This is a genomic window from Pseudomonas sp. GWSMS-1 (assembly GCF_049847425.1).
GTDB lineage: Bacteria > Pseudomonadota > Gammaproteobacteria > Pseudomonadales > Pseudomonadaceae > Aquipseudomonas.
The window spans coordinates 484,626-506,691 of sequence record NZ_JBMHHV010000005.1; the positions used below are offsets into that span (position 1 = coordinate 484,626).

At 54.2% G+C, this 22,066-nt stretch carries 20 protein-coding genes; 13 read left to right on the forward strand and 7 right to left on the reverse strand.

From position 1 onward, the window contains the following. Nucleotides 1-113: 113 nt before the first annotated feature. Nucleotides 114-1,181 (forward strand): tyrosine-type recombinase/integrase, encoded by a 1,068-nt coding sequence (locus ACEPAJ_RS05620; RefSeq protein ID WP_425914034.1) that lies wholly within the window; start codon nt 114-116, stop codon nt 1,179-1,181. Between the two features lie 90 nt (nt 1,182-1,271). Here ACEPAJ_RS05620 and ACEPAJ_RS05625 read toward each other — a convergent pair whose 3' ends face one another. Beyond that, entirely contained in the window at nt 1,272-2,684 is a 1,413-nt protein-coding gene (locus tag ACEPAJ_RS05625; RefSeq protein WP_425914036.1) for a MarR family transcriptional regulator, read from the reverse strand. Between the two features lie 89 nt (nt 2,685-2,773). Here ACEPAJ_RS05625 and ACEPAJ_RS05630 point away from each other — a divergent pair, with 89 nt between their 5' ends. Next, the gene (locus ACEPAJ_RS05630; RefSeq protein WP_425914037.1) at nt 2,774-2,992 is read left to right on the forward strand and encodes a DNA-binding protein; all 219 of its coding nucleotides are present in this window, start codon (nt 2,774-2,776) and stop codon (nt 2,990-2,992) included. Nucleotides 2,993-3,001: 9 nt separating this feature from the next. Continuing rightward, the gene (gene trfA / locus ACEPAJ_RS05635) at nt 3,002-3,895 is read left to right on the forward strand and encodes a plasmid replication initiator TrfA (protein ID WP_425914039.1); all 894 of its coding nucleotides are present in this window, start codon (nt 3,002-3,004) and stop codon (nt 3,893-3,895) included. Between the two features lie 1,063 nt (nt 3,896-4,958). On the opposite strand, the gene ACEPAJ_RS05640 is transcribed toward trfA, so the two are convergent. Both ACEPAJ_RS05640 and ACEPAJ_RS05645 read right to left on the reverse strand, forming a co-directional pair. Continuing rightward, entirely contained in the window at nt 4,959-5,279 is a 321-nt protein-coding gene (locus ACEPAJ_RS05640; RefSeq protein ID WP_425914041.1) for a hypothetical protein, read from the reverse strand. Continuing rightward, nucleotides 5,280-5,558, reverse strand: coding sequence for a hypothetical protein (locus ACEPAJ_RS05645; protein ID WP_425914043.1), 279 nt, complete (start codon nt 5,556-5,558; stop codon nt 5,280-5,282). Nucleotides 5,559-5,977: 419 nt separating this feature from the next. On the opposite strand from ACEPAJ_RS05645, the gene ACEPAJ_RS05650 reads away from it, so the two are divergent. The 5 genes from ACEPAJ_RS05650 to ACEPAJ_RS05670 all read left to right on the forward strand — a co-directional run bounded on the left by ACEPAJ_RS05650 (nt 5,978) and on the right by ACEPAJ_RS05670 (nt 14,628). Beyond that, nucleotides 5,978-6,226 (forward strand): HigA family addiction module antitoxin, encoded by a 249-nt coding sequence (locus ACEPAJ_RS05650; RefSeq protein ID WP_425914044.1) that lies wholly within the window; start codon nt 5,978-5,980, stop codon nt 6,224-6,226. Between the two features lie 444 nt (nt 6,227-6,670). Beyond that, the gene (locus ACEPAJ_RS05655) at nt 6,671-9,436 is read left to right on the forward strand and encodes a class I SAM-dependent DNA methyltransferase (RefSeq protein ID WP_425914046.1); all 2,766 of its coding nucleotides are present in this window, start codon (nt 6,671-6,673) and stop codon (nt 9,434-9,436) included. Further along, complete coding sequence (locus ACEPAJ_RS05660; protein ID WP_425914048.1) at nt 9,433-11,124, forward strand: ATP-binding protein; 1,692 nt, start codon at nt 9,433-9,435, stop codon at nt 11,122-11,124. Before ACEPAJ_RS05655 ends, ACEPAJ_RS05660 begins: the two co-directional genes overlap by 4 nt. A gap of 209 nt (nt 11,125-11,333) precedes the next feature. Next, nucleotides 11,334-13,445 carry a DEAD/DEAH box helicase gene (locus tag ACEPAJ_RS05665; RefSeq protein WP_425914050.1) on the forward strand — a complete coding sequence of 704 codons (2,112 nt, stop codon included), beginning with the start codon at nt 11,334-11,336 and terminating at the stop codon, nt 13,443-13,445. After that, nucleotides 13,438-14,628: a GIY-YIG nuclease family protein gene (locus ACEPAJ_RS05670; protein WP_425914051.1), complete on the forward strand. Its 1,191-nt coding sequence runs from the start codon at nt 13,438-13,440 to the stop codon at nt 14,626-14,628. The genes ACEPAJ_RS05665 and ACEPAJ_RS05670 overlap by 8 nt, the downstream gene beginning before the upstream one ends. 204 nt (nt 14,629-14,832) lie before the next feature. Here the strand turns inward: ACEPAJ_RS05670 and ACEPAJ_RS05675 are convergent, their stop codons facing one another. Continuing rightward, the gene (locus ACEPAJ_RS05675; RefSeq protein ID WP_425914052.1) at nt 14,833-15,816 is read right to left on the reverse strand and encodes a hypothetical protein; all 984 of its coding nucleotides are present in this window, start codon (nt 15,814-15,816) and stop codon (nt 14,833-14,835) included. A gap of 141 nt (nt 15,817-15,957) precedes the next feature. Between ACEPAJ_RS05675 and ACEPAJ_RS05680 the strand changes: the two genes are divergently transcribed. From ACEPAJ_RS05680 to ACEPAJ_RS05700, 5 genes are all read left to right on the forward strand, one after another. Next, the gene (locus tag ACEPAJ_RS05680) at nt 15,958-16,836 is read left to right on the forward strand and encodes a competence protein CoiA family protein (protein ID WP_425914053.1); all 879 of its coding nucleotides are present in this window, start codon (nt 15,958-15,960) and stop codon (nt 16,834-16,836) included. Nucleotides 16,837-17,180: 344 nt separating this feature from the next. Further along, a complete protein-coding gene (locus tag ACEPAJ_RS05685) occupies nt 17,181-17,402 on the forward strand; it encodes a hypothetical protein (RefSeq protein WP_425914054.1) in 222 nt (73 codons plus the stop codon). A 154-nt stretch (nt 17,403-17,556) separates the two neighbouring features. After that, nucleotides 17,557-18,327: an NERD domain-containing protein gene (locus tag ACEPAJ_RS05690; protein WP_425914055.1), complete on the forward strand. Its 771-nt coding sequence runs from the start codon at nt 17,557-17,559 to the stop codon at nt 18,325-18,327. Nucleotides 18,328-18,358: 31 nt separating this feature from the next. Further along, the gene (locus ACEPAJ_RS05695) at nt 18,359-18,760 is read left to right on the forward strand and encodes a lysozyme inhibitor LprI family protein (protein WP_425914057.1); all 402 of its coding nucleotides are present in this window, start codon (nt 18,359-18,361) and stop codon (nt 18,758-18,760) included. Between the two features lie 47 nt (nt 18,761-18,807). Next, a complete protein-coding gene (locus ACEPAJ_RS05700) occupies nt 18,808-19,728 on the forward strand; it encodes a restriction endonuclease (protein ID WP_425914059.1) in 921 nt (306 codons plus the stop codon). 667 nt (nt 19,729-20,395) lie between these two features. On the opposite strand, the gene ACEPAJ_RS05705 is transcribed toward ACEPAJ_RS05700, so the two are convergent. Genes ACEPAJ_RS05705 through ACEPAJ_RS05715 form a run of 3 tightly spaced genes read right to left on the reverse strand, consistent with a single transcriptional unit; the run spans nt 20,396 to nt 21,823 of the window. Continuing rightward, nucleotides 20,396-21,346 (reverse strand): reverse transcriptase family protein, encoded by a 951-nt coding sequence (locus ACEPAJ_RS05705; RefSeq protein ID WP_425914060.1) that lies wholly within the window; start codon nt 21,344-21,346, stop codon nt 20,396-20,398. After that, nucleotides 21,318-21,629: a helix-turn-helix transcriptional regulator gene (locus tag ACEPAJ_RS05710; RefSeq protein ID WP_425914061.1), complete on the reverse strand. Its 312-nt coding sequence runs from the start codon at nt 21,627-21,629 to the stop codon at nt 21,318-21,320. Before ACEPAJ_RS05710 ends, ACEPAJ_RS05705 begins: the two co-directional genes overlap by 29 nt. Nucleotides 21,630-21,673: 44 nt before the next feature. Then, complete coding sequence (locus tag ACEPAJ_RS05715; protein WP_425914062.1) at nt 21,674-21,823, reverse strand: hypothetical protein; 150 nt, start codon at nt 21,821-21,823, stop codon at nt 21,674-21,676. Between the last annotated feature and the right edge of the window lie 243 nt (nt 21,824-22,066).

Below are 22,066 nucleotides of genomic sequence, written 5' to 3' on the forward strand. Positions count from 1 at the left end.
GCATTGCGCGGCTTTTTCATGTCTGCGAGAAAAACAGCTTTACCAGTCCTATAGTCCAAAGGTACAAATTCAGTACAGTGCCGGTACAGCGGTACGCTTTTGGAGTAGAAAAAATGGCCACCATCGTCAAAACGGATGCCGGCACTTGGAAGGCTCTGGTGCGCAAAACCGGCTGGCCGACTAACACCAAAACCTTCCGCACCAAGCGCGATGCCGAAGACTGGGCGCGCCGCACCGAAGACGAAATGGTCAGGGGCGTGTACATCCAACGCAGCGGCTCCGAGCGTATGACTTTGGAAATGGCGTTGAAACGCTACCTCAGCGAAATCAGCCCCACCAAGAAACCGACCACCCAGCGCGCCGAAGCCACCAAAGCCCAACAGCTGATCAGCCACCTTGGCAAATACTCCATGGCCGCGCTCTCCGCTGAAATCATCGCCAGCTACCGCGATACGCGCCTGGCCTCGATCACCAATCGCGGCAAGCCCACTAGCAACAACACCGTGCGTCTGGAGCTTGCCCTACTTAGCCACCTGTTCACTGTAGCGATTCAGGAATGGGGGCTAGGCCTCAGCTTCAACCCAGTGCTAAACATCCGCAAACCCAGCCCCGGCGAGGGCCGCGACCGACGCTTGTCCGCAGAAGAAGAGCGCCGCCTGCTGACAGCCGTAAACAATCACAGCAACCCCATGCTCGGCTGGATCGTCCGCATTGCCCTGGAAACCGGCATGCGCTCGTCTGAGATCACATCCCTACGCAGACAACAGGTCGACATGAAAAAGCGCGTGGTGCGCCTCTCAGACACCAAGAACGACAGCGCACGCACTGTTCCGCTCAGCAAATGGGCCACAGAGACATTCCAGGCGGCGCTGAACAACCCGATCCGCCCGATTGACTGTGACCTAGTGTTCTTTGGCGAGCCGGGCAAAAGCGGCAAGCGCGGCCCCTACGCCTTCACTAAGACCTGGGGTTTGCTGAAAACCAAGCTAGGCATGCCCGACCTGCGCTTCCACGATCTTCGACATGAGGCTGTGAGCCGGCTGGTCGAGGGCGGCCTATCCGACCAGGAGGTATCCGCGATCAGCGGGCACAAGTCGATGCAGATGCTGAAGCGCTACACGCACCTGAGGGCTGAGGATCTAGTTAGTAAATTGGACAAACTGGACACTAGACAATCCTGAGTCATCACCAGCCTTTAATAGCTCCAGTCACTTCTTCCGACTGAAAATTCGCCGGGACAAAAGCGGCTTCCACTTGAAAATACTCCAGGGCTAACTGCTGCCAATCAGACGAGCCAGCCCATCTACCGTTCCTTTGTTAAGCCTCACTGCTTTTGCGATGGCTGCGATTGGCAGTCCACACCTCAATCCATCTCGAATTTCGTCCAAAACTCGCGCAGACACATCCGCTTCGCCTGTTATCTGATTAAGGCGGTTGCCCGCGAAATGATTATTTAGCAGCTCCTCTAGGCTCTTTTTGGCCCTGGATATGGCCTGACGCGAAACACCCAGGCGCCTTGCCATTTCAGACTGACTGAGCCCCTCATCACGCATAAGCCAGACTTTCTCACGCAGCCCCATTACCTTGCCGCGGCTTGGAGCAATTGCATGCAGGCCTGAATGCACTTGGTCATAGGCCGCCTTACGCACCTCCTGGATATCAGCTGCATCAGGAGGGCTAAAGTTGACCGCGAACTCTGACCTGGCCATGCCCATAAGCACCTTGAGTTGATGCTGAAACGCAGACTTGTAGCGTAGATCGGCATGGTACTTAGATGAGCCCGGCTTATGGATAGAGCAATAACGATCACTTAGATTCCCAGCAAAAAATCGCTCAATCTTGAACCGTTCAACTAATTGATTGATCTCTGCAGCCTCTAAGCTCGGGATCTTCGTAATTTTCAGGGGAAAGTGCCGATCTACCTTCGGCATACAAGCCTGCACCCACATTATGTCCTTTCCATCTTCATCAACAATACTAGTGCCAAGCACTGCTCTAACCGCATCTCGCTGTTTAGCATCGATCTCCTCCAGCTTTTTAGATCTGATGCTCTCTCGCCAACAAAGCTCACAGTGCGCCGTGCCCTGCGAACGAGTACGGCTATCTATTAGTGCATCTAAATCCCAGAGCGCCTTCGTAAGTTTCGGCCTAAAACCCCTGAAGAGTCGGAACAGTTCACGCACCGACTCAAGAGTGCCTAATAGAGCATCAAGCTTAGGAAGCAAAACTTCCGCAGGACGAAGCAAACTGCGTAAGACAAACCTCAGATTTGAATCCCAGTAGTCAAGGTTCAGAAGTTGCCAGTCGATCTCGGTCATATTTTCTGGCTTCACGTCCACTAAACAACTCTGCGTAATCTTTCCATTTAGGTAGGTATCAACACTCTGCCCGGGAATAATGGGAGGGGGCATATAGATCGGGGGGCGATGTGTCATTTCCGACAGCGGAATACCCGCCAGCAACATCGTTGTCAGCTTGCTGTTATAGCGCCTGATACAGTCCTCAAAGACTCCATCTAAGTGTTCACGAACTAAAGGCCAGATTGGGTAGCGTCTAGATGTCAGGCTGGAGGATACTGAAATACCCGAAATAACTGCCTTAAGACCCAAGTCGAAATCAGTCGGGCAGCGGGGATCGCTGGCGAAGCAAGTCAGACGGTGGCGAAGGTAATCGGCGTGCTTCATGTCAACCTAAACGTTAAAAATACTCTTCTTAATCTAAACGTAGTTATTCGTATTGTTCCACCTACATTACTCAATGTAGGTACAAGAACATGACAACCGAAGAACTAATCCTGACCAGCAATGGCGGCTCTCCTCTCCTTTCACTGTCGCAGGTAGCAGAAATCCTTCATCGCAGCCCTGAAGGGCTGCGCATCACCCTGTCAGGCGATAATGAAATCGCCCGAAGTCTAAAACCATGCAGGATCAAGATCGGTCGCCGCGTTTACTTCCGCGTCGCCGGCATCGCACGCTTTATTGACGAAGCTTAAGAGCTGCCCGTGTCGACCTTGGCCGCACTGACACGACTGGAAGAATCGTTTTCCAATCGCACGGTCAAACGACCAGTAGAACAAAGCAATGCCCAACAGCTTGAGATCCAGCTGACTACATGGCCAGATGGCGTGAGGGGCGTGCCCAATATCACGTTACGCTCAGCGATCTTTAGCTCCAGCCGATCCAGTTGCCACACGTATTTGCAACGCGCCGAAATTTATAGCCAACGCCCGACACAGATTCGATATACCGGGCCGCGATTGGATCAGGGCGACCTGGATGTTTGGATCGCGCTACTGCATATCGCGCGTCGAAAAATGTTGGGGAAATCCTTCAAGACCAGTGCCTACGAGCTTCTGAAACAACAAGGCAAGACCGACGCCGGCAACAACAGGAAAACGCTCTACAAGCGGCTTTTTCGCCTCGCCGCAGCCACACTTGAGATAAGCGCAACACGATATTCCTACACCGGAGGTCTGGTTGACTCGATCTACAGGGACGAGATTACGCACGAGCTGGTCATCTCCCTTAACCCCGAGCTAAGCAAGCTGTTTGGGCCAAACGAATTCACCCTCGTTGACTGGTCTATTCGTCGAAGCCTGAACTCCAAGCCGCTTGCACAGTGGCTGCACGGATTTCTATCTAGCCACGCCGAACCGATCCCTATGTCAGTAGACACAATCATGCTGATGGCAGGCAGCCTTGATACTTCAGCATCCAGTCGGGAACAAAACCTGCGCAGAGCACTGGCCGCCTTGCAGCTCGCCAGCAACCTACATGAGCAACCATTCAGCTACGAGATCTGTGGCGGCCACTTGCACATCAAGAGAAAACCAAGCAGCAGCCAATCCCGGCACTTGGGCAGGAAGCAATCCAAAGCCAAGTGGAACGGAAAATAGATACCGTACCGTTGGCTACAAAGTACCGTACCGTTGGCTAGGCAGTACCGTACTGTCGGCTAGGAATTACCGTACTGTTGGCTAGAAAATACCGTACTGTTGGCTAAGTTATCCACAGGCTGAATCCGCTGCAGCCCTCGCCGCTTCTGGCCTCCAGATCGAGAACGCAACGCCTTAATCTTATTAATCATTTTAATCTAACGGCCGAAAGATCAGCGATATGCGCCTCAGCCAAAAGCGAGCCCAGCAGAGAGGCTGCAATAACGACCTACACACTGGACGCCAGCATCGCCGCCACTGTTTGCCGTTCTATGTTGGCTCCGCCATAACACGGGTGCCTTAGGGGTCTGGAATGGCGAGGGCTACGGCTGGACGACCAAGCTCAGAGACGCCACATACGAACGCCCTGGAGTACTGAACGTCGATGCTTTGGAGAGCGCTTACAGGGCAGAAGGTGGTAATGACCAAGCAGGTGCCCGCACTTGGGTAGCCACTGTGCAGCCGAAAAACCAAGGAATTGAGCCAATGAACCCCGTGCTAGCCAAAATACCCACCTCAGAACGCCCAGAAACGCCCTGCACAAGCTGCCAGCAAGGAATCTGGTACAGAGGTGGCGGGCAGCCCCCTGAAGGCGTCCTGGCAGCCTTCTGCAGCGCCCTAGGTCGACGGGTATATAACAGCCATGACGATGACCGAACGGTGCAGACGTGTTCTGCCTATGAGCCGGACGACAAATAGCTCAGCACAGGTGATCTGCAGCCCCCCACAGCGGGAATCCTCCCCCCCTTTAGCCATGCACTCGCCCCTGATAAGAGGCGGCTATCAGTGCAGTGACTGCGAAGCAGGCGCGGTGCTGGTGGACGCCAAACAAGATAAGCGCGTTTGTGGTGCCCAAACGCTCATCCAGACGTCGCGAACTCCGAATCGCTGCACGTCCTACGGATACCAAGCCTATGCGTTGGCACAGCGCAAGAGCTGCTTCGCGCCCTCATGCCACTGCATTCGACCTGTGCGTTTCACTTGCGGGCAAATCAGTAGGGGGCGACCTCACTTGCTGTGGGCATCAGCCCATATCCCAAATCATTATGCCTAGCTCAGCATCGGGCGGGCATCGGTCGAATCGCTCCTGGAGCATTTCGGGCGTGAAGTGGATCGAGTATCTGGGTTTTCTATTCGCTGGCAGGATAGGCAGCAGGTCACGCGCCAGCCCCCTGTAAAGGCTCGGGAAATAGTCAGAGCGCGTCTGCGTGAGTTTTCCGGCCTTCATCAGGTCGTCTAACGCGTCGACCCAACGGTGCAGGGAGCCTTCCCACGAAGCCAGGATATTTTCCACGTTGCGCTCTTCTTCGTCCGGATTCCGGTAGACAGTGATCCAAAAACTCATTCAACCCTCCACTTGGGGAACCTGCTGCCGCAATGGCGCTGACAGATGGCCGTATTGACGCACTTCGTTAAGCAAGTTGGAGAAGTAGCGCTTGCTCATTCTCATGCCGTCCTGCTCAAACGCTACGAGGATTTCTTCTTGCTGCACACCTGCTGCTACCAGCTCCAGAATCTGCTTTAGATTCCGTTGGAAATAGTCGCGCTTGTAACCGAAATACTTGCCTGTTTCCAGTTGTGCCCGATGCTTTTCTAGTAATGCCCGAAGGTGGGGATTTGTCATGGCCTAACCCTGATTACTTTTTACATATCAGACATACATTAGCACCACAAAAGAACAGAAAAGACATACATCTGCATATTAAAGCCACACATAAGTCACACATAAGCCCTACATAAGCTTCCATAAGCCCTACATAAGCCCCACAAGAGTCACACAAATGCACAAAGAAGGAACAAGAGCCTTTTTATCAATAGGCACGTCATGGAATGTATACATTCCCGCGCCAAAGGAGATCCTTTGAAACCCTGAAAAGACGCCTCTACGAGTCGACCAGCCAGCGGGGGCGTACAGTTCCAGCAAGCATCGAGAGGCAAAAATGAGCACCCAACTTGCTCCTCGTCTTCAGCCACAGACAAACCCAGCAACACCGCATGACGGCCAGCCACGCCGATGACTGCGACCATAAAAGGAGTTCGCGAATGCCGATGCACAACCCGCCCCACCCTGGCGAAGCGTTACGCGAAGACGTGCTGCCGGCCTTGGGTATGACCGAAGCAGAATTCGCTAAACACCTCGGATATCCTGTCGAGCGACTTGCTGCCGCACTGAACGGCTGCAACCCGATCAGCACCGGTCTTGCTCAATGCCTGGAGCAGGCCGGACTGGGCATGGCCAGTATCTGGCTGGCAGAACAGGCCGCTTACGATCTGTGGCACAAGCAACAGTAGAGTCTCCCCCCTACACAAACCGCTGCAGCCCCATTTTCGCGTCGCGACAATCTTTGGTTATGCCCATATTTTCGCCACGCGAAAAAACACATTGCGACAAAAAGCACCACGACCAGCACCGTTGGAACAAGGAAAGAACGCGACCCAATGCCTGCCGAAGAGTTATGGACCAAGCTCCCAAACGCCTAGGTCTCTGGCTTTTTCGCATTACGGAAGCGCCTTCCTTTATCATCCCGAACATCGTGTACGGGGTGAGTCCTTGGCTACTGGCTCAGGGCGCTTAGCTGTCGCATGCCAGTGGCATCCTGGATAAACCAATACGGCTGAGCAGAACTGGGCAATCGACGCTGACGAACGCCGATAGAGCAGCATGTAGCCATCACCCAAAATTTTAGCGGCTAAAATCGCCGCCTCGCGCATCAGCGATCTGGACAGTGGTAAACCATGAATGCAGTAGAAATTGAGTCCGCTATTTCTGACCTGGCGCTAGAGCCATTTGACGCGGCGGAGTTTCCGTTCACCTTCCTAGCCGCATTTGGCAACAAGGAAACCGCGCTCAAGCGTCTGCGCGCCGGCAACAACAACACCTCGGACGTACCGGGCGGCGTACTACTGCGCAGCAATATTCATATCGCCACCTGCGAGCCCGGCACAGTAGGCGACACGCTTAAGGCGTTGCGTGCCAGCCCGGCCACCACAAAAGCCAAAGCCAAGTTCATCCTTGCCACTGATGGGCAAACATTGGAGGCGGAAGAGCTGGTCACGGGTGAAACCATCACCTGCGACTACCCGGATCTCCCCAACCATTTCGGTTTCCTGCTGCCGTTGGCCGGCATCTCCACCATCAAGGAGATCAAGGACAACCCCATCGACGTGCGCGCCACCAGCCGCCTGAACAAGTTATACGTCGAACTGCTGAACGAAAACCCAGACTGGGCCAAGGCAGAACGCCGTCATGACATGAACCACTTTATGTCTCGGCTAGTGTTCTGTTTTTTTGCTGAAGACACCGACATCTTCACTGGCGATGGGCTGTTTACCACAACAGTTGAGCATTACAGCGAGCGCGACGGCTCAAACACTGACCAGGTGCTGTCGGAAATTTTCCGCGCCATGAACATCAAATTGGCCGAACGCGCCAGTGCAGAACCGCGCCTGCCTGGCTGGGCCAACAAATTCCCGTATGTGAATGGCGGTTTGTTCTCTGGCAGCACCGAGGTGCCGCGCTTTACCCGCATGGCGCGTACTTACCTGCTGCACGCCGGCAATCTGAACTGGCAAAAAATCAATCCGGACATCTTCGGCAGCATGATCCAAGCCGTGGCCGATGATGAAGAGCGCGGCGCCCTGGGCATGCATTACACCAGCGTGCCCAACATTCTTAAGGTGCTGAATCCACTTTTTCTGGATGACCTGCGTGCGCAACTGGAGGCGGCTGGAGACAATAGGGCCAAGCTGCTGAACCTACGCAAGCGTATGGCACATATTCGCGTGTTCGATCCCGCCTGCGGCTCCGGCAACTTCTTGGTTATCGCGTACAAGCAAATGCGCGAGATTGAGGCGGAAATCAATCGTCGCCGGGGCGAGGCTCACAATAAATCGGAAATCCCGCTGACCAATTTTCGTGGTATCGAGCTGCGCGACTTCCCGGCAGAGATTGCCCGCCTGGCGCTTATCATCGCCGAATTTCAATGTGACGTGCTTTATCGCGGACAGCAGGATGCTTTGGCTGAGTTTTTACCATTGGATGCGCAGAACTGGATTATTTGCGGCAATGCGCTGCGGCTAGATTGGTTGAGCATCTGCCCGCCAACCGGGACAGGAGTGAAGGTACTGGCTGATGATTTATTCGGCACACCGCTCAATCAGTCAGAAATCGACTTTGAGAACGAAGGTGGCGAGACCTATATCTGTGGGAACCCACCTTACGTAGGCGACAAATTCCAGAATAATGAGCAGAAAGCTGACTTAAAAAGCGTACTAGCTGGAAGCAGCAGCCATAAAGCGATGGACTATATTGCGGGGTGGCTTTGGAAGGCATCCGAATATATTGCTCACGAAGGATCATTTGCTTTTGTCTCAACTAATTCAATTTGCCAAGGCGTCCAAGTACCTATTATCTGGCCGCCAATATTCTCAAGAGGGCAAGAGATTTTCTTTGCGCACAAGGACTTCTACTGGTCGAACAATGCAACTCATAACGCAAATGTTATTTGCATAGTTGTTGGTGTCTCAAAGAAAAGCAATAAACCGAAGCACATTTATGACGACAGCCAGTGCCAAACAGTCAAAGGAATAAACGCCTATTTGGTGGGCGGCCCAAATATAATCATCAATAAAAGTCCATCCCCCATTTCGACACTACCTCCAATGGTCGCAGGCAACATTCCGCGCGACAAAGGCAATTTCATGCTTACAAATGAAGAGAAGGATGCTCTTCTAAAAGCCCATCCAGAAGCCTCGGTACTTGTAAGAAAAGTTATGGGATCAATGGAGTTTATCAACGGAATTGAGAGATCATGCCTTTGGATTGAGGATAATCACGCCAAGCTCGCCCATTCAATACCCTTTGTTGAAAGGCGTCTTGACGCAATTGTTGATTATCGCAAGTCTGGCAGTGAACGCGGAAAGCTCGGCATTGATACGCCTCACAGATTCGAGCGCACTATCACTGGCCAGAAGACTCAGATAATTGTGCCGCGAGTATCCTCTGAAAGGCGAAACTACATACCTGTCGGCCTATTGAAAAGTGACATTGTCATTTCGGATGCCGCCCAAGCTATTTACGATGCGCCGCTGTATGTACTCTCAGTAATTTGCTCACGACTGCATCTATCGTGGGTTGCCCTAACCGCTGGAAGAATGAAATCCGACTTCCGTTATTCATCTGGTGTTTGCTACAACAGCTTTCCCCTACCTTTACTTACCCAGCAAAACAAAGCAGACCTGACAGTCTGTGCCGAAGCCATTCTGCTGGCCCGCGAAGCCCACTTCCCCGCCACCATTGCCGACCTGTACGACCCGGAGAATATGCCGGACAACCTGCGCCATGCCCACGAGCGCAACGATGAAGTGCTGGAGCGTATCTACATTGGTCGCCGTTTTAGAAACGACACCGAGCGGCTGGAAAAGCTGTTTGACCTCTATACCAAGATGACGGCCAAGCAACCCGAGGCGGGTGCAAAAGCCAAAGAGAAGAAAACTCAATGAGCACGGAACATACCGGTACATGGCCCGGCCTGCCGCTAACTGAAACTCTGACGATTGAGTTCAAAAGCGATCGCAAACGTCTACCCGATGATGATCTGGTGGAAGCGCTGGTATGCCTGGCCAATACCGAGGGCGGAGAACTCTGGCTCGGCGTGGAGGATGACGGCACACCCACCGGCCTGCATCCGGCGCATCAGAGTCTGGCAGGCTTGCCGGGACTCGTGGCGGCCAAAACATCCCCTTCTCTGACGGTGACGGTCAATGTGCTGGAACTTTCGGGCACAACCGTGGCGAAGATCATCGTACCGAAGTCCACGACCGAAGTGGCGACCACCGCAGGTGTGTATCTGCGCCGTCGGCTGAAGCAGGATGGCACTCCTGAATGCGTGCCGATGTTGCCACATGACCGCCTGAGTCGAGCTGGCCGTTTCGGGCTGGCAGATGCCTCCGCGCAGCCCGTTGCAGGCGCCACACTGGCTGATTTTGATCCACTGGAGCGCGAACGCCTGCGTCAGGCAGTGCGTCAGTACGGTGGTGACCGTGTTCTGCTAGAGCTGGATGATGAGGCTCTGGACGGTGCGCTGGGCTTCACAACACGCACGCCGGCTGGCGAGCGAGTCCCCACTCTTAGCGGCTTGCTGGTGATCGGTCGAGAAAGCGCTTTACGCGAGCTGCTGCCCACCCATGAATTTGCCTTTCAGGTACTGGCGCGTGAGACGGTAACGTTCAATGAGTTTCGGCGCTATCCCCTACTGAAGGCATTGGAATGGCTGGAAACCAACTTCCGTCCTTATAACCCGGAGAAAGAGATCCAAATCGGACTTTTCCGAGTACCTGTGCCCAAGGTCGATCTGGGTGCCTTCCGTGAAGGCGTGGCCAACGCGCTGGTACATAGGGATTATCACCGCCTTGGCGCTGTACACGTTCGGCTGGATGACCAGGGACTGACAGTCAGCAATCCAGGTGGTCTGGTGGAGGGGGTAACACTGAACAACCTGCTAACGACCGAGCCCAGACCTCGTAATCCGGCACTGGCCGATGCCATGAAGCGCATCGGCATAGTCGAACGCTCAGGCCGTGGCGTGGACAAAATTTACCGAGGAATGCTGCGTTTTGGCCGTCCGGAACCGGACTACAGCCGCACCGACGCCAACAATGTGGTACTTCAACTCGCAACCGTGGATGCAGACGAGGTTTTCTTGCAACTGGTGGTTGAGCAGGAAAACCGACAAAGTGGGAAATCCCTACCCATCGATAGCCTGATCGTAATGGCTGCCTTGCGTGAACAGCGACGCCTGAACATCGAGGAGCTTGCGCGACATATCCACAGCGACACAGGCCGTGCGCGCCGCACCGTAGAACAACTGGTGGAAGCGGGGCTGGCTCAACCCCACGGTAGTGCGCGTAATCGCAGCTATACCTTGTCGGCTTCAGTCTATCGGGCGCAGGGTGGGGAAGTTGCATACACCCTACAGGCCGGATTCACTAGCCTGGATCATGAGCTTCGGGTCTTGAACCATGCACGACATCATGGCCGCGTTCGGCGCCGTGATGTTATCGCGCTGTGTCAGTTGAGCACGGATCAGGCCGCCAAACTTTTGCAGCGCTTAAAGGAGGCAGGTAAGTTGGCGCAGCATGGGGAGCGACGCGGGGCCTTTTATACCCCGACAGAAAATGAGCCGTTATGAGCCGTTATGAGCCGTTATGTGCGGTTATGAGTCCATGCAGAAAGTTTTGATCGGATTTTGATTTTGCTAATCCGCAGATGAATCTTTTCGGCCGAAAGGCAATAAATTCAATATGAAACAACAGGTTACTGGAAGCACTAAGGCCCGCAAAGTTTTGATGCGGTTTTGATTACCTATATCAAACACCTTGTAGCCCGACTAAGGATGCCATGAATACAACAACCAATCCGACCAACGCTTACACAGTTCCATCGGTATCCATTGCCACGGCGCACACCGGAGCTTCCAGCAAAGCCAATGAGCTGGGCATGCGTACCATGCAGGAACGGGCCTTTGCTAAGCGCGGCGAACAGTATTTGCTGATCAAATCGCCCCCTGCCTCGGGCAAGTCTCGCGCCCTGATGTTTATCGCCCTGGACAAGCTGAATAACCAGGGCCTGCAGCAGGCCATCGTCGTAGTGCCCGAGCGCTCCATTGGCGGCAGCTTTGCCGATGAGCCGCTGAGCCAGCACGGCTTCTACTGGGACTGGCAGGTGGCCCCACAGTGGAACCTGTGTAATGCCCCTGGCATTGATGAGCCGCGTGTGGCCAAGTCCAAGGTAGATGCCGTCCGCGCCTTCCTGAATAGCGCCGACAAGGTGTTGGTCTGCACCCATGCCACCTTCCGCTTTGCCGTGGAAGAGTTGGGCATCGACGCATTCGACAACCGCCTGATTGCCATCGATGAGTTCCACCACGTTTCCGCCAACCCAGACAACAAACTGGGCAGCCAACTGAGCGCGTTTATCAATCGCGACAAGGTGCACCTAGTTGCCATGACCGGCTCCTACTTCCGTGGTGACAGCGAGGCCGTGCTGGCCCCTTCGGAAGAGAACAAGTTTGAAACCGTGACGTACACCTACTACGAACAGCTCAACGGCTATCGCTGGCTCAAGTCTCTGGATATTGGCTACTTCTTCTACACCGGAAGGTACGTGGATGCGGTCGCTAAGGTGCTGGACCCTGCGCTGAAAACCATCGTCCACATTCCAAACGTAAATGCCCGCGAGAGCCTCAAGGACAAGGAGCGCGAGGTCAACGAGATCATGAGCGCGCTGGGTGATTGGCAGGGTGTCGACCCGGTCACCGGCTTTCACCTGATCAAAGCCAAGGACGGACGCACGCTGAGAGTGGCCGACCTGGTGGATGATAGCGACCCAGGCAAACGCTCCAAAGTGCTCGGCGCTTTGAAAGACCCGGCGCAGAAGAACAACCGCGACAACGTGGATGTGATCATCGCGCTGGGTATGGCGAAGGAAGGCTTTGACTGGATCTGGTGCGAGCATGCGCTGACCATCGGCTACCGTTCGAGCCTGACCGAAATCGTGCAGATCATTGGCCGTGCCACTCGCGACGCCGAGGGCAAGGAACGCTCGCGCTTCACCAACCTGATCGCCGAACCTATGGCCGATCAAGCAGCTGTAGCCGAAGCAGTGAACGATATGCTCAAGGCCATTTCCGCCAGCCTGCTGATGGAACAGGTGCTAGCCCCGCGTTATGAGTTCACTCCGAAAGATACCGGGCCGAAAGAAGGCTTCAATTACGGGCCGGAGGGGTATCAAACGGGTGGCACCAACCTGGGTGTAAATGAAACCACAGGCCAATTCCATGTCGAGATTAATGGCCTGACCACACCGCAGAGCACAGAAGCCACACGCATCTGCAAAGAAGATTTGAACGAGGTGGTAACCAGCTTCCTGCAGGACAAAACCGTGCTGGAGCGCGGCCTGTTCGACAAGGAAAACACCTTGCCGGAAGAGCTAACCCAACTGCGCATGGGCAAGATCGTGCGCGAGCGTTACCCCGACTTGAGCGACATTGACCAGGAAGCCATTCGCCAGCACGCCATCGCCGCAATGAACATTACCCAGCAGGCCAAGCTGGCTCTGGCGCAGGTCGATGCTAACGGTAGCGACAACGTACAGGGCAGCACGGCACTGCTGGATGGCGTGCGCAAGTTCGTAAACGTGCGCGAGCTGGATATTGACCTGATCGACCGCATCAACCCCTTCGATGCCGCCTATGCGGTACTGGCGAAGGCAATGGATGAAAAGTCTCTGCGCCAGGTGCAGGCAAGCATTGCGGCCAAGAAGGTGAGCATCCCCGAAGATGAGGCGCGAGAGCTAGCCAGACGTGCTCTGCAGTTCAAGAACGAGCGCGGCCGCCTGCCCGATATCAACTCCGCCGATGCCTGGGAAAAGCGCATGGCTGAAGGCGTAGCCGCATTGGCACGCTACCGCGCCCAGGCCAAAGCGGCGCAGGGGGAATCCGCCAATGGCTGATATGAATGATGACGACCTGCTGGATGCGCTGGGGATAGAAGTCCCCACGCTCAAGACAGCCACTCGAACTCCTCGCGAAGAGCGCATCATCGCTGGCTTCGAGGATATTCAGCGCTTCTATCAGACCCACGGCCGCGCCCCACTGCATGGCGAAGACCGCGACATCTTCGAGCGCTTGTATGCCGTGCGCCTGGATCAACTGCGCAAGCTGCCTGAGGCGCAAACTCTTCTGGCCGGCCTCGATAGTCACGGCCTACTGTCAGGCACTGCTGTCACCACGACTAATGTGGATGACCTGGATGAGGACGCCTTGCTCGCCGAGCTGGGCATCGGCAGTGAGTCCATCGATCAGGACGACATCACGGTACTACGGCATGTGCGTTCCAGCGCGGCAATCAAGGCGGCAGAAGAGATGGCCGCTCGGAACCCATGTAAAGACTTCGAGAAGTTCAAGCCGCTGTTTGATGAAGTGGAAGAAGGCCTCAAGCAAAAACGCTGGGTGACCAAGCCTTTTGGCAAGAACGCCAGTATTGAGGCCGGAGACTTCTTTATTCTGAGCGGACTCATTGCCTACGTCGCAGAAGTCGGGGACACCTACAAAACGCCGAATGCGGAGACCAATGGACGTTTGCGCGTCATCTACTCCAATGAGACGGAAAGCGATCTATTGCTACGATCCCTGCAGCGGGCGCTTTATAAGGACAGTGAGGGGCGCGCCGGATCTCGGCTGATCAAGGTCGACTCAGGCCCACTGTTCAGCGACATCGCCGAGCCGGACGACATAGAAAGCGGCACTATCTATGTGCTGCGCAGCCAGTCCAGCCACCCCTTCGTAGCCGAGCACCGCGATCTGATCCACAAGATCGGCGTAACCGGAGGCCGAGTAGAAACCCGTATCGCAGGCGCAGACAAAGACGCCACCTACCTGCTGGCTGATGTGGAGGTGGTCGCTACTTACAAGCTGCACAACCTGAACCGCACCAGGCTGGAAAACATCTTCCACCGCCTGTTCGGCGCAGCGCAGCTGGACTTGACCATCGAAGACCGCTTCGGCCATCCGGTTAAACCAAGGGAATGGTTTCTCGTGCCGCTACATGTGATCGACGAAGCAGTTGAGCGCATTCGGGATGGGTCGATTACCGATTTTGCGTATGACCCGCAAACGGCTCGCCTGGTCAGCTAAGGCGCAACTAAAACGTGATGATCAACTCCGGGCGGAAGCCAGTCTCTTCGGCCAGGTAGCCAGCCTCAGTCTATGGGCAGTGGACGTACCGCTCCTATCATGGGTGAGTTCCAAATCAGGTAGAAGTCATCACGTATTTCGGATTTTCGCCACGCGAAAAAATATGACCTCCGAGTCACCACGTTGTTTTCGCCACGCGAAAATCTAAGCCTGAAGCCTCGGGCCGATATACACCCCCGACAACCTAGCCCGGTCAAAGCTAAACACATGCGCATGCGGGCTTTCACCACATCGGCCTACAAGCGGCATCTGGTGATCGGGCTTACCATCCGCCAGCAAAATCCGGCCGCCACAGAATGGGCAGTCGCTTGAGAAACGCACGAACCTTGTCCAAGGTCTCTTCGCGTCATCACGGTACATTTCGAGTTCGGCAGAATCCTCCTTTAGTGAAAGCAAAGGAGCCGGTGCCTTCACGACTCGATTGTCTACCAGCTGAAACCAAGGCTGATGCACGTGGCGCCACATGAACCAAGCCATAAAGGCCACGAGAGCACTGCTTGTCAGCTGGCGAAGCGTGAGCGCCTGGTCAAGAGCGGAGAGGCTCCATATCGATGCCAAAACCCAAAGCAATAGGAACCCCATACCAAGCAGTACAGCGCTTAGCATCAACACACCGCGCCAACTTCGGTTCTCCAGAACCCCTTTGCGAAAAAACAGCCTTAAGAATAATGCCGGCTTAACTTCGCCGTTTTCCGTCCTGGTGTAGATGATCTGCCGATGCGCCTGCCCTACCAACGAGCCGCCATCACTGGCTTCTACCGGCCGAGTTGCGAGCCAATAGATCCGCTGATTGCCTGCTCCGCCCTTCGCTTCACTGCTGGCAATCACCGGCAAATGCTTCAAACCCATTTGCTCCGCACGCCGCCGAATCGAGTTCATTCGAGCGTCCAGGAATGTTTCCAGCGTGGAGGTTGATAGCCAGCGCGCAGGATCGCGGCCGGCTGCCTTCACCTTCGGATCGCAGATTTCCAGTAAGGTCGCGCGATCAAAAGTCTGTGGGTCATGGTTCCCCTTTTCCAGGGCGTTAATACTGGCATCCAGCAAAACCCGGATCACCTTGTAGGCCTTTACATCGGGGGCAGGCGACTGCCGCAGCTCTTCATCCAGACAACGCATCACTTCCAGCACAATCCCTCCAGAGGCCACGTAAATAAAGGGGCCCAAGCATCTCCATGAACCCTCCCGAACCCTTTATGCAGGGTTCGGGGGAGGTTTTAACCTGCTCGAATCATGACTCTTGAAGCCGTCTTAACACCAGAGGCTTAGCCCATGAGCATGTTCGTTGCACTCGACCCAAACGGCCAACTAATCACCATTAAAACCGCCCTGCGCGGGCTGGCCTGTAATTGCACCTGCATATGTTGCGGTGAGCCGGTAGTCGCTCGCAAAGGTCTGATTCGTGAGCATCACTTCTCCCATCACTCAAACAAGGAAAGCTGCTCCATCCAGCGCGAAAGCCTGCTGCACCTTTACGCCAAGCAAGTCATCCGCAATCACCTCGGCCTTCAACTGCCGCCAATGCCAGGCACTTGGCCGGAGAGCGAAGATCAAACCAGCTGGTGGGATTTCGAACGGGTGGATGAGGAAGTCCCGCAGCCGGGATTCCAACCAGACCTGGTCGCTCACCTTAGAGACGGCAGCCAGCTATTCATTGAAATCGCAGTCACCTCGTTTATTGGCGAGGAAAAGCTGGAGCGGATCAAAACCGTTGGCATAAATACTGTCGAAATAGACCTCAGCGAACTGCTCTACAGCAAGTTGCCTATTCCCTCGGAAGAGGCCACAGCCCATATCCTCAAGCAGACGCATAACAAATCGTGGATCTACCCCGAACCGCCACCAATGCCATTGCTACCAGCAACCGATTGGCAATCCATTCCGGCCAAGCCCCCTGCAGCGGAATCTCAAGTCCAATGCATCGTGCATAGCTATAAGATCAAGGGCATGTGGATGTTCGCCCGGATACTACCTACAGGCTCAGTTGCAGTGGGCTCCTGGTCATTCAACCCGCAGATCGCTGAGCTGCTTAAGTCCTGGCGTAACGAGCTGGGCGGCGAGTACAACCCCAAGTTCAGAAACTGGATCTACTACCCACGATCTCGCGAAGAGGTGCTGAATCGCCTACAGCAAATGGACGAGCAGCACTGAGCAATACGTCATCGCAAGGCTGCGCTCAACTACGCCGCCTTGCGATGCCATAAACAATCTGCCGCCTGCAGTACGTGGGTAGATTTTCCAGTTTTTTACCCACGTTCTTAGGGTTGTGAGTAAAAAATCAAATTCCTTACCCGTGACATACTGGCGTGACTAGCCGCACGGGTAGCCGTCCTCAGTCCATGGACAGTGGACGTACCGCTCACAGCCTCGGTGAGTTCCAAATCAGGTAAAGGTCATCACCCGCTGCGGATTTTCGCCACGCGAAAAAATCATGACCATGAAGTCACACCCTCATTTTCGCGACGCGAAAATCTGGACAAGCGAGGAGTACCGCCATGAGCAGCGAGCTGCTGACACCCTATGACCCTGCCAAATACCTGACCGATGATGAGGATATAGAGGTGTTTCTGGCCGAAGCGGAAGGAACCTGCGATACCGACTATATCGCGCGCGCACGGCAAGTGGCTGAGCGAGCCAAGGCGATGAATCAGGCGAAAAGCCAAGCCTGCAGCGACACCGACTATGCCGACCTCAGCAAAAATCAACGCGGCGCCTGAAACTCAAGCCTGAAAGGATGCCTAGAGGCGAGTGAGCCGAATAGCCGGAATATTCGGCTCACGCAATGAGCCGATTGTCGCCATTGAATACGTTCGTCCATTTGCGCTTAGTTTCGGTACTATTCGGTTAACTCAGGATTACCAAGGACAGGAAATGGACTTCTCCCCCATCGTCGCTCAGGTCTGGGGCATGCTGGCCTGGTTCATCCCAGCGGCCCTGCTAATCGGCCTACTCAAGTCGCCCTGGGCCAAGGGCCATATCGGCGAACTCCTGGTGCGGCTGTTTGCCCATTGGCAGCTGGATAAGCAGACCTACCGCCGCCTGCACAACGTCACCCTGAACACGCCTGACGGCACCACCCAGATCGACCACGTATTTATCTCGCCCTACGGCATCTTCGTACTGGAAACGAAGAACATGAGCGGTTGGATCTTCGGCAGCGAAAAGCAGGCGCAGTGGACGCAGAAGCTCTACAAACGCACCTTCAAATTCCAGAACCCTTTGAGGCAGAACTACAAGCACCTCAAAGCACTGGAAGCTACCCTTGGCGTTAATCCCGAGCACCTGCACTCGGTCATCACCTTTATCGGCGGCAGCACCTTCAAAACCGAAATGCCGGCCAACGTGACCCAGGGCATCGGCTTTATCCGCTATATCAAGTCATTCCAGCAGCCGCTATTCAGCGAAGCTGAAGTCGACGCCATGTTGCAGGCCCTGCAATCCGGCCGCCGCGCACCGACGCTCGCCACCCACCGCGAGCATGTGCAAAACCTGAAACGCCGTAGCGATCCGACAGCCGAACGGCAATGCCCGAAATGCGGCAGCGCCCTACTGATCCGCACCGTGAAATCGGGAGCAAAAGTAGGGCAGCAGTTTTGGGGATGCTCGGCATTCCCCAAGTGCAGAACCATGCAGAGCCTTTAACCCTCATCCACTGATACGCAGGACGCTCATCATGCACTCAAGCAAAAACTGGCTACTGGCGATTGCCGTTACCACGCTCAGCGCTGGCGCACACGCGGCGGACGATGGCTACAGCACCACCTACAGCGCCTGCATGGATGAGTCCGGCGGTGTGACGATGAATATGCTCGATTGCATGGGCAGCGAGACAGAACAGCAAGACGCCCGCCTGAACCAAAACTACAAAGCTGCCATGCAAGCGCTAACACCCGCGCAACAAACACAACTGCGCGACGCCCAGCGGCTATGGATCAAATTCCGCGATGCCGACTGCGCCCTACTCGGCAGCCTCACGGGCGGCAGCATCGACCGCATAAACAGCGCCTCGTGCTTTCTGGATATGACCAAGCAGCGTGCCGATGACCTTGGGCGCTTAGTCGAGCCGAGCCTGTGACTGCAGACCAATCCTAACGACATATTCACCCTGCGCCTGGAGTCGCAATGTCCGTCCCTACCTACGACCAGTTTATTGAGCCGATCCTGCGCTACCTAGCCGCCACGCCCGAAGGCGCGACAGCACGTGACGCCCATGAGGCCGCCGCCGATGCACTGAACCTATCGGAAGCACAGCGCCAAGAACTGATTGCCAGCGGCCAGGCCACCTACAAAAACCGTGCAGGCTGGGCCCATGACCGCCTCAAGCGTGCCGGCCTATCCAGTAGCGCAAAGCGTGGCTATTGGAAGCTGACTGACGCAGGCATTACCTATGCTGCCCAGCATGCTGCCCCTCTGGCTGCGGATAAGGTCGAACAGCTCGCCATCGGCTTTATGGACGTGAAACTCAAGAGCCCGACCGACGCCATCCCCCTTGATGGGCAAGAGCAACCTGCACCGGCGCTCAGCTCAGCCACTGTTAGCCCTGACGACCGCCTGGAACAGGCTCTACGTGAGCTACGCGAGGCAACGGCTGCAGACCTACTAGATAACCTTCTGCAAGTCAGCCCCAACCGCTTTGAAGTCATCGTGCTGGATGTGCTGCACAGCCTTGGCTACGGCGCTAGTCGCAACGACCTGCAACGCGTCGGCGGCAGCGGCGATGGTGGTATCGACGGGGTTATCTCTCTCGACAAGCTCGGTCTGGAAAAGGTCTACGTCCAAGCCAAACGCTGGCAGGGCACGGTTGGCCGACCAGAGTTACAGGCTTTCTACGGCGCACTCGCAGGGCAGAAGGCCAAGCGTGGCGTATTTATCACCACCTCAGGTTTCACAGCACAGGCAATCGACTTTGCTCGCTCTGTAGAAGGCATGGTGCTGGTTGATGGCAGTCGACTGGTCAACCTGATGATGGATCACGAGGTTGGCGTAACGTCACGCCTGCTTAAACTACCGAAATTGGATAGCGACTACTTCGATGAGGAATGACTGGGGAGAAAATAAATCCGTTCCCTTTTCGTTCAGGAGTGTAATTTAAATCGTGGCCTTTAATCTATTGCCCTCCCCTACAGCGATTTACCGTCATACGACATCTATAGAGAAAGCTCTCAGCATTGTTCGTGATCGCAATTTTCGACCGATCAGCGATGACCCTCTCAACGCTGACGGCGGGATGAATGTATGGGACCTCAATACTGATATGAACATGAACCCCTGCATTGATCGCGGGGTAGACTTAGTTATCGGCTGGTATGGCCAACCGGCATTTAAACCAAGCAACTATACATTCACTCCAATTAAGCGTGGAATTTGTCTTGACTTAAACCCGCACCGCCTACTCATTGCGCCTGGCGTTAGTCAACAGCAAATTCGCCTTCTTAGACTGGTCTTCACAGATCGAGAAATCTTGGATAACTATCTGAAAACGACTTCCTGGCTATGTAGCCTTCCGGGCTCACTAGGCCTGAAATTTCTTCGCTATCGGAAAATCAGACTATTTAGGATTCTTCGCAAGGAATATCGCGAGAATCCTATTTATCTGTCTATCGAGTGCAGGGACACTCTAGCTAGCAAAGCTGGACAGCGACAATTTTGATGAAGAATGACGGTAGGAGAGGTTCACCACCTTGCCCCCAGATACGACATCAGGAGCAATTTAATCCGTAGCGACAGAATGCTGAGCGCGACTTATTCTCCTCAATAGCCCCGCCTCGTTTCGCCCACCTAAGAACGAATATTTCGCAAATTTCCCATTAACAACTGCGTGGACCCCTTGCTGGCTAAGTACAGCGGACAATTTTCTAAGTTTTTGATAACGTGAGTGTGGGGCCTTAATAACACCCCCATGAATTATTACTCCAGTAACTGAAGCGGCCATACCATTCCTATACAAAACCGTTTTATCTTCACGTACTGACAACCCAGATTTAACGCAAGCACGCTCCACCAACAGCGGATATCCACTCGGGATTAGATCACCTGAGAACGTTAGATCATCTACAAAGGTAGAGAATTTGAGCTGAAACTCCGACGCGAGCTTACTCAACCGCTCAAACATATCATGGCAAACCCACATTGCAAGTGAAGCGCTAACAGGGCTACCCACTGGCAATGCCCCCTGATAGGTCAGCAGGTTACTCAACACACCTGCCACGTCGGGAGAGCAACACATTTTGTCTTTAAAGAAGAAATAAACATGATGTCTTCTCACAGATCGAAAAAAGTCGCTCAAATCCATGGTAAGCACTTCTTTCGACTTAACATGAACCAACGCATTAGTTATGTACGAACGACTCCTTATAGACCCATGCGCATAGTCAGGCGGAGCAATAGCAGACAACAATCCATGCACTCTAGAGTGAAGTCGCTTTAACCAGAAGTTGGGGACGCTAGCAGTCCTAGCCCTCCGCCTCTGCCCAGTTAACTCATTTACAAACTCTTCGATCTCAACAATATGATAGTTTTGCTCATCATCCATGAGCCCTTTCAGGGAGGCGATGGGGACGTTCAAAATCTGACATAAGCGGCGCTTTGACCTTACTTTATACAAGGCACACTGATCGACAGGAATAGCTTTCTTATGCAGTAAGCTTTTTCTTTTTTTCATGTCTTGTGAGATTCCATTCCAGCATAGACAAAATAGACCCTGCGAATCCGAGCCTTGCCTTTTCTGTAATCTTCTTATCGTCAACATGCTCTGAAAAGAAAATTATAGATGACAACGGAATCTCAAAATAATCGCTATATTTACCCAGAACTTCTAGAGAGGGCTGTTTTTTGCCAGACTCAATTTCCGACAAGTAAGAATTAGAAACTCCCAGTTCAGATGAGAGCTGAGACTGAGTAAGATCGTGATATTTTCTGAGTAACAAGAGCGCTTTAGAAAGCATGATAACCACCTACAGATAGTGGATTAAAAGGGGGGTATGCTAAATCAACCTCCGCCGCCATCACCGGAAAACTTCTCTACCAGCCTCAGGCCAATATCAATCAGCCTGACAAGAAGCATTGCGAGATCAAGACCTTTCAAAGGTTTTTTACGTTTAGCCAAACGCTGTTCAGCGGTTTCTTTTTCACTTTGCATACAAACTCCTTATTTACGGTTGTCAGATCTGGAACCACTCCAAATCCGTCTCGATACAACCTAAGGTACAAAGTGATGATGTACGAACAGCGCCTTTCCCCCCCCTAAGAGCCACTGTGCGTCGATCTCGACGACGCACAGCCCTGACGGGGAACGTGGTACCCGAGGGCACCGATCCGCGCAGGCACGGGGGACAGAGGGTTTAAATCCTCCACGACAGCGTCAATAGCTGCCAACAACAAT

What these genes read in the sequence shown, in the direction of transcription:
- ACEPAJ_RS05620 (WP_425914034.1), top strand. Translation starts at nt 114, where the DNA reads ATGGCCACCATCGTCAAAACGGATGCCGGCACTTGGAAGGCTCTGGTG.
- ACEPAJ_RS05625 (WP_425914036.1), bottom strand. Translation starts at nt 2,684, where the DNA reads ATGAAGCACGCCGATTACCTTCGCCACCGTCTGACTTGCTTCGCCAGC.
- ACEPAJ_RS05630 (WP_425914037.1), top strand. Translation starts at nt 2,774, where the DNA reads ATGACAACCGAAGAACTAATCCTGACCAGCAATGGCGGCTCTCCTCTC.
- ACEPAJ_RS05640 (WP_425914041.1), bottom strand. Translation starts at nt 5,279, where the DNA reads ATGAGTTTTTGGATCACTGTCTACCGGAATCCGGACGAAGAAGAGCGC.
- ACEPAJ_RS05645 (WP_425914043.1), bottom strand. Translation starts at nt 5,558, where the DNA reads ATGACAAATCCCCACCTTCGGGCATTACTAGAAAAGCATCGGGCACAA.
- ACEPAJ_RS05650 (WP_425914044.1), top strand. Translation starts at nt 5,978, where the DNA reads ATGCCGATGCACAACCCGCCCCACCCTGGCGAAGCGTTACGCGAAGAC.
- ACEPAJ_RS05655 (WP_425914046.1), top strand. Translation starts at nt 6,671, where the DNA reads ATGAATGCAGTAGAAATTGAGTCCGCTATTTCTGACCTGGCGCTAGAG.
- ACEPAJ_RS05660 (WP_425914048.1), top strand. Translation starts at nt 9,433, where the DNA reads ATGAGCACGGAACATACCGGTACATGGCCCGGCCTGCCGCTAACTGAA.
- ACEPAJ_RS05665 (WP_425914050.1), top strand. Translation starts at nt 11,334, where the DNA reads ATGAATACAACAACCAATCCGACCAACGCTTACACAGTTCCATCGGTA.
- ACEPAJ_RS05670 (WP_425914051.1), top strand. Translation starts at nt 13,438, where the DNA reads ATGGCTGATATGAATGATGACGACCTGCTGGATGCGCTGGGGATAGAA.
- ACEPAJ_RS05680 (WP_425914053.1), top strand. Translation starts at nt 15,958, where the DNA reads ATGAGCATGTTCGTTGCACTCGACCCAAACGGCCAACTAATCACCATT.
- ACEPAJ_RS05685 (WP_425914054.1), top strand. Translation starts at nt 17,181, where the DNA reads ATGAGCAGCGAGCTGCTGACACCCTATGACCCTGCCAAATACCTGACC.
- ACEPAJ_RS05690 (WP_425914055.1), top strand. Translation starts at nt 17,557, where the DNA reads ATGGACTTCTCCCCCATCGTCGCTCAGGTCTGGGGCATGCTGGCCTGG.
- ACEPAJ_RS05695 (WP_425914057.1), top strand. Translation starts at nt 18,359, where the DNA reads ATGCACTCAAGCAAAAACTGGCTACTGGCGATTGCCGTTACCACGCTC.
- ACEPAJ_RS05700 (WP_425914059.1), top strand. Translation starts at nt 18,808, where the DNA reads ATGTCCGTCCCTACCTACGACCAGTTTATTGAGCCGATCCTGCGCTAC.
- ACEPAJ_RS05705 (WP_425914060.1), bottom strand. Translation starts at nt 21,346, where the DNA reads ATGAAAAAAAGAAAAAGCTTACTGCATAAGAAAGCTATTCCTGTCGAT.
- ACEPAJ_RS05710 (WP_425914061.1), bottom strand. Translation starts at nt 21,629, where the DNA reads ATGCTTTCTAAAGCGCTCTTGTTACTCAGAAAATATCACGATCTTACT.
- ACEPAJ_RS05715 (WP_425914062.1), bottom strand. Translation starts at nt 21,823, where the DNA reads ATGCAAAGTGAAAAAGAAACCGCTGAACAGCGTTTGGCTAAACGTAAA.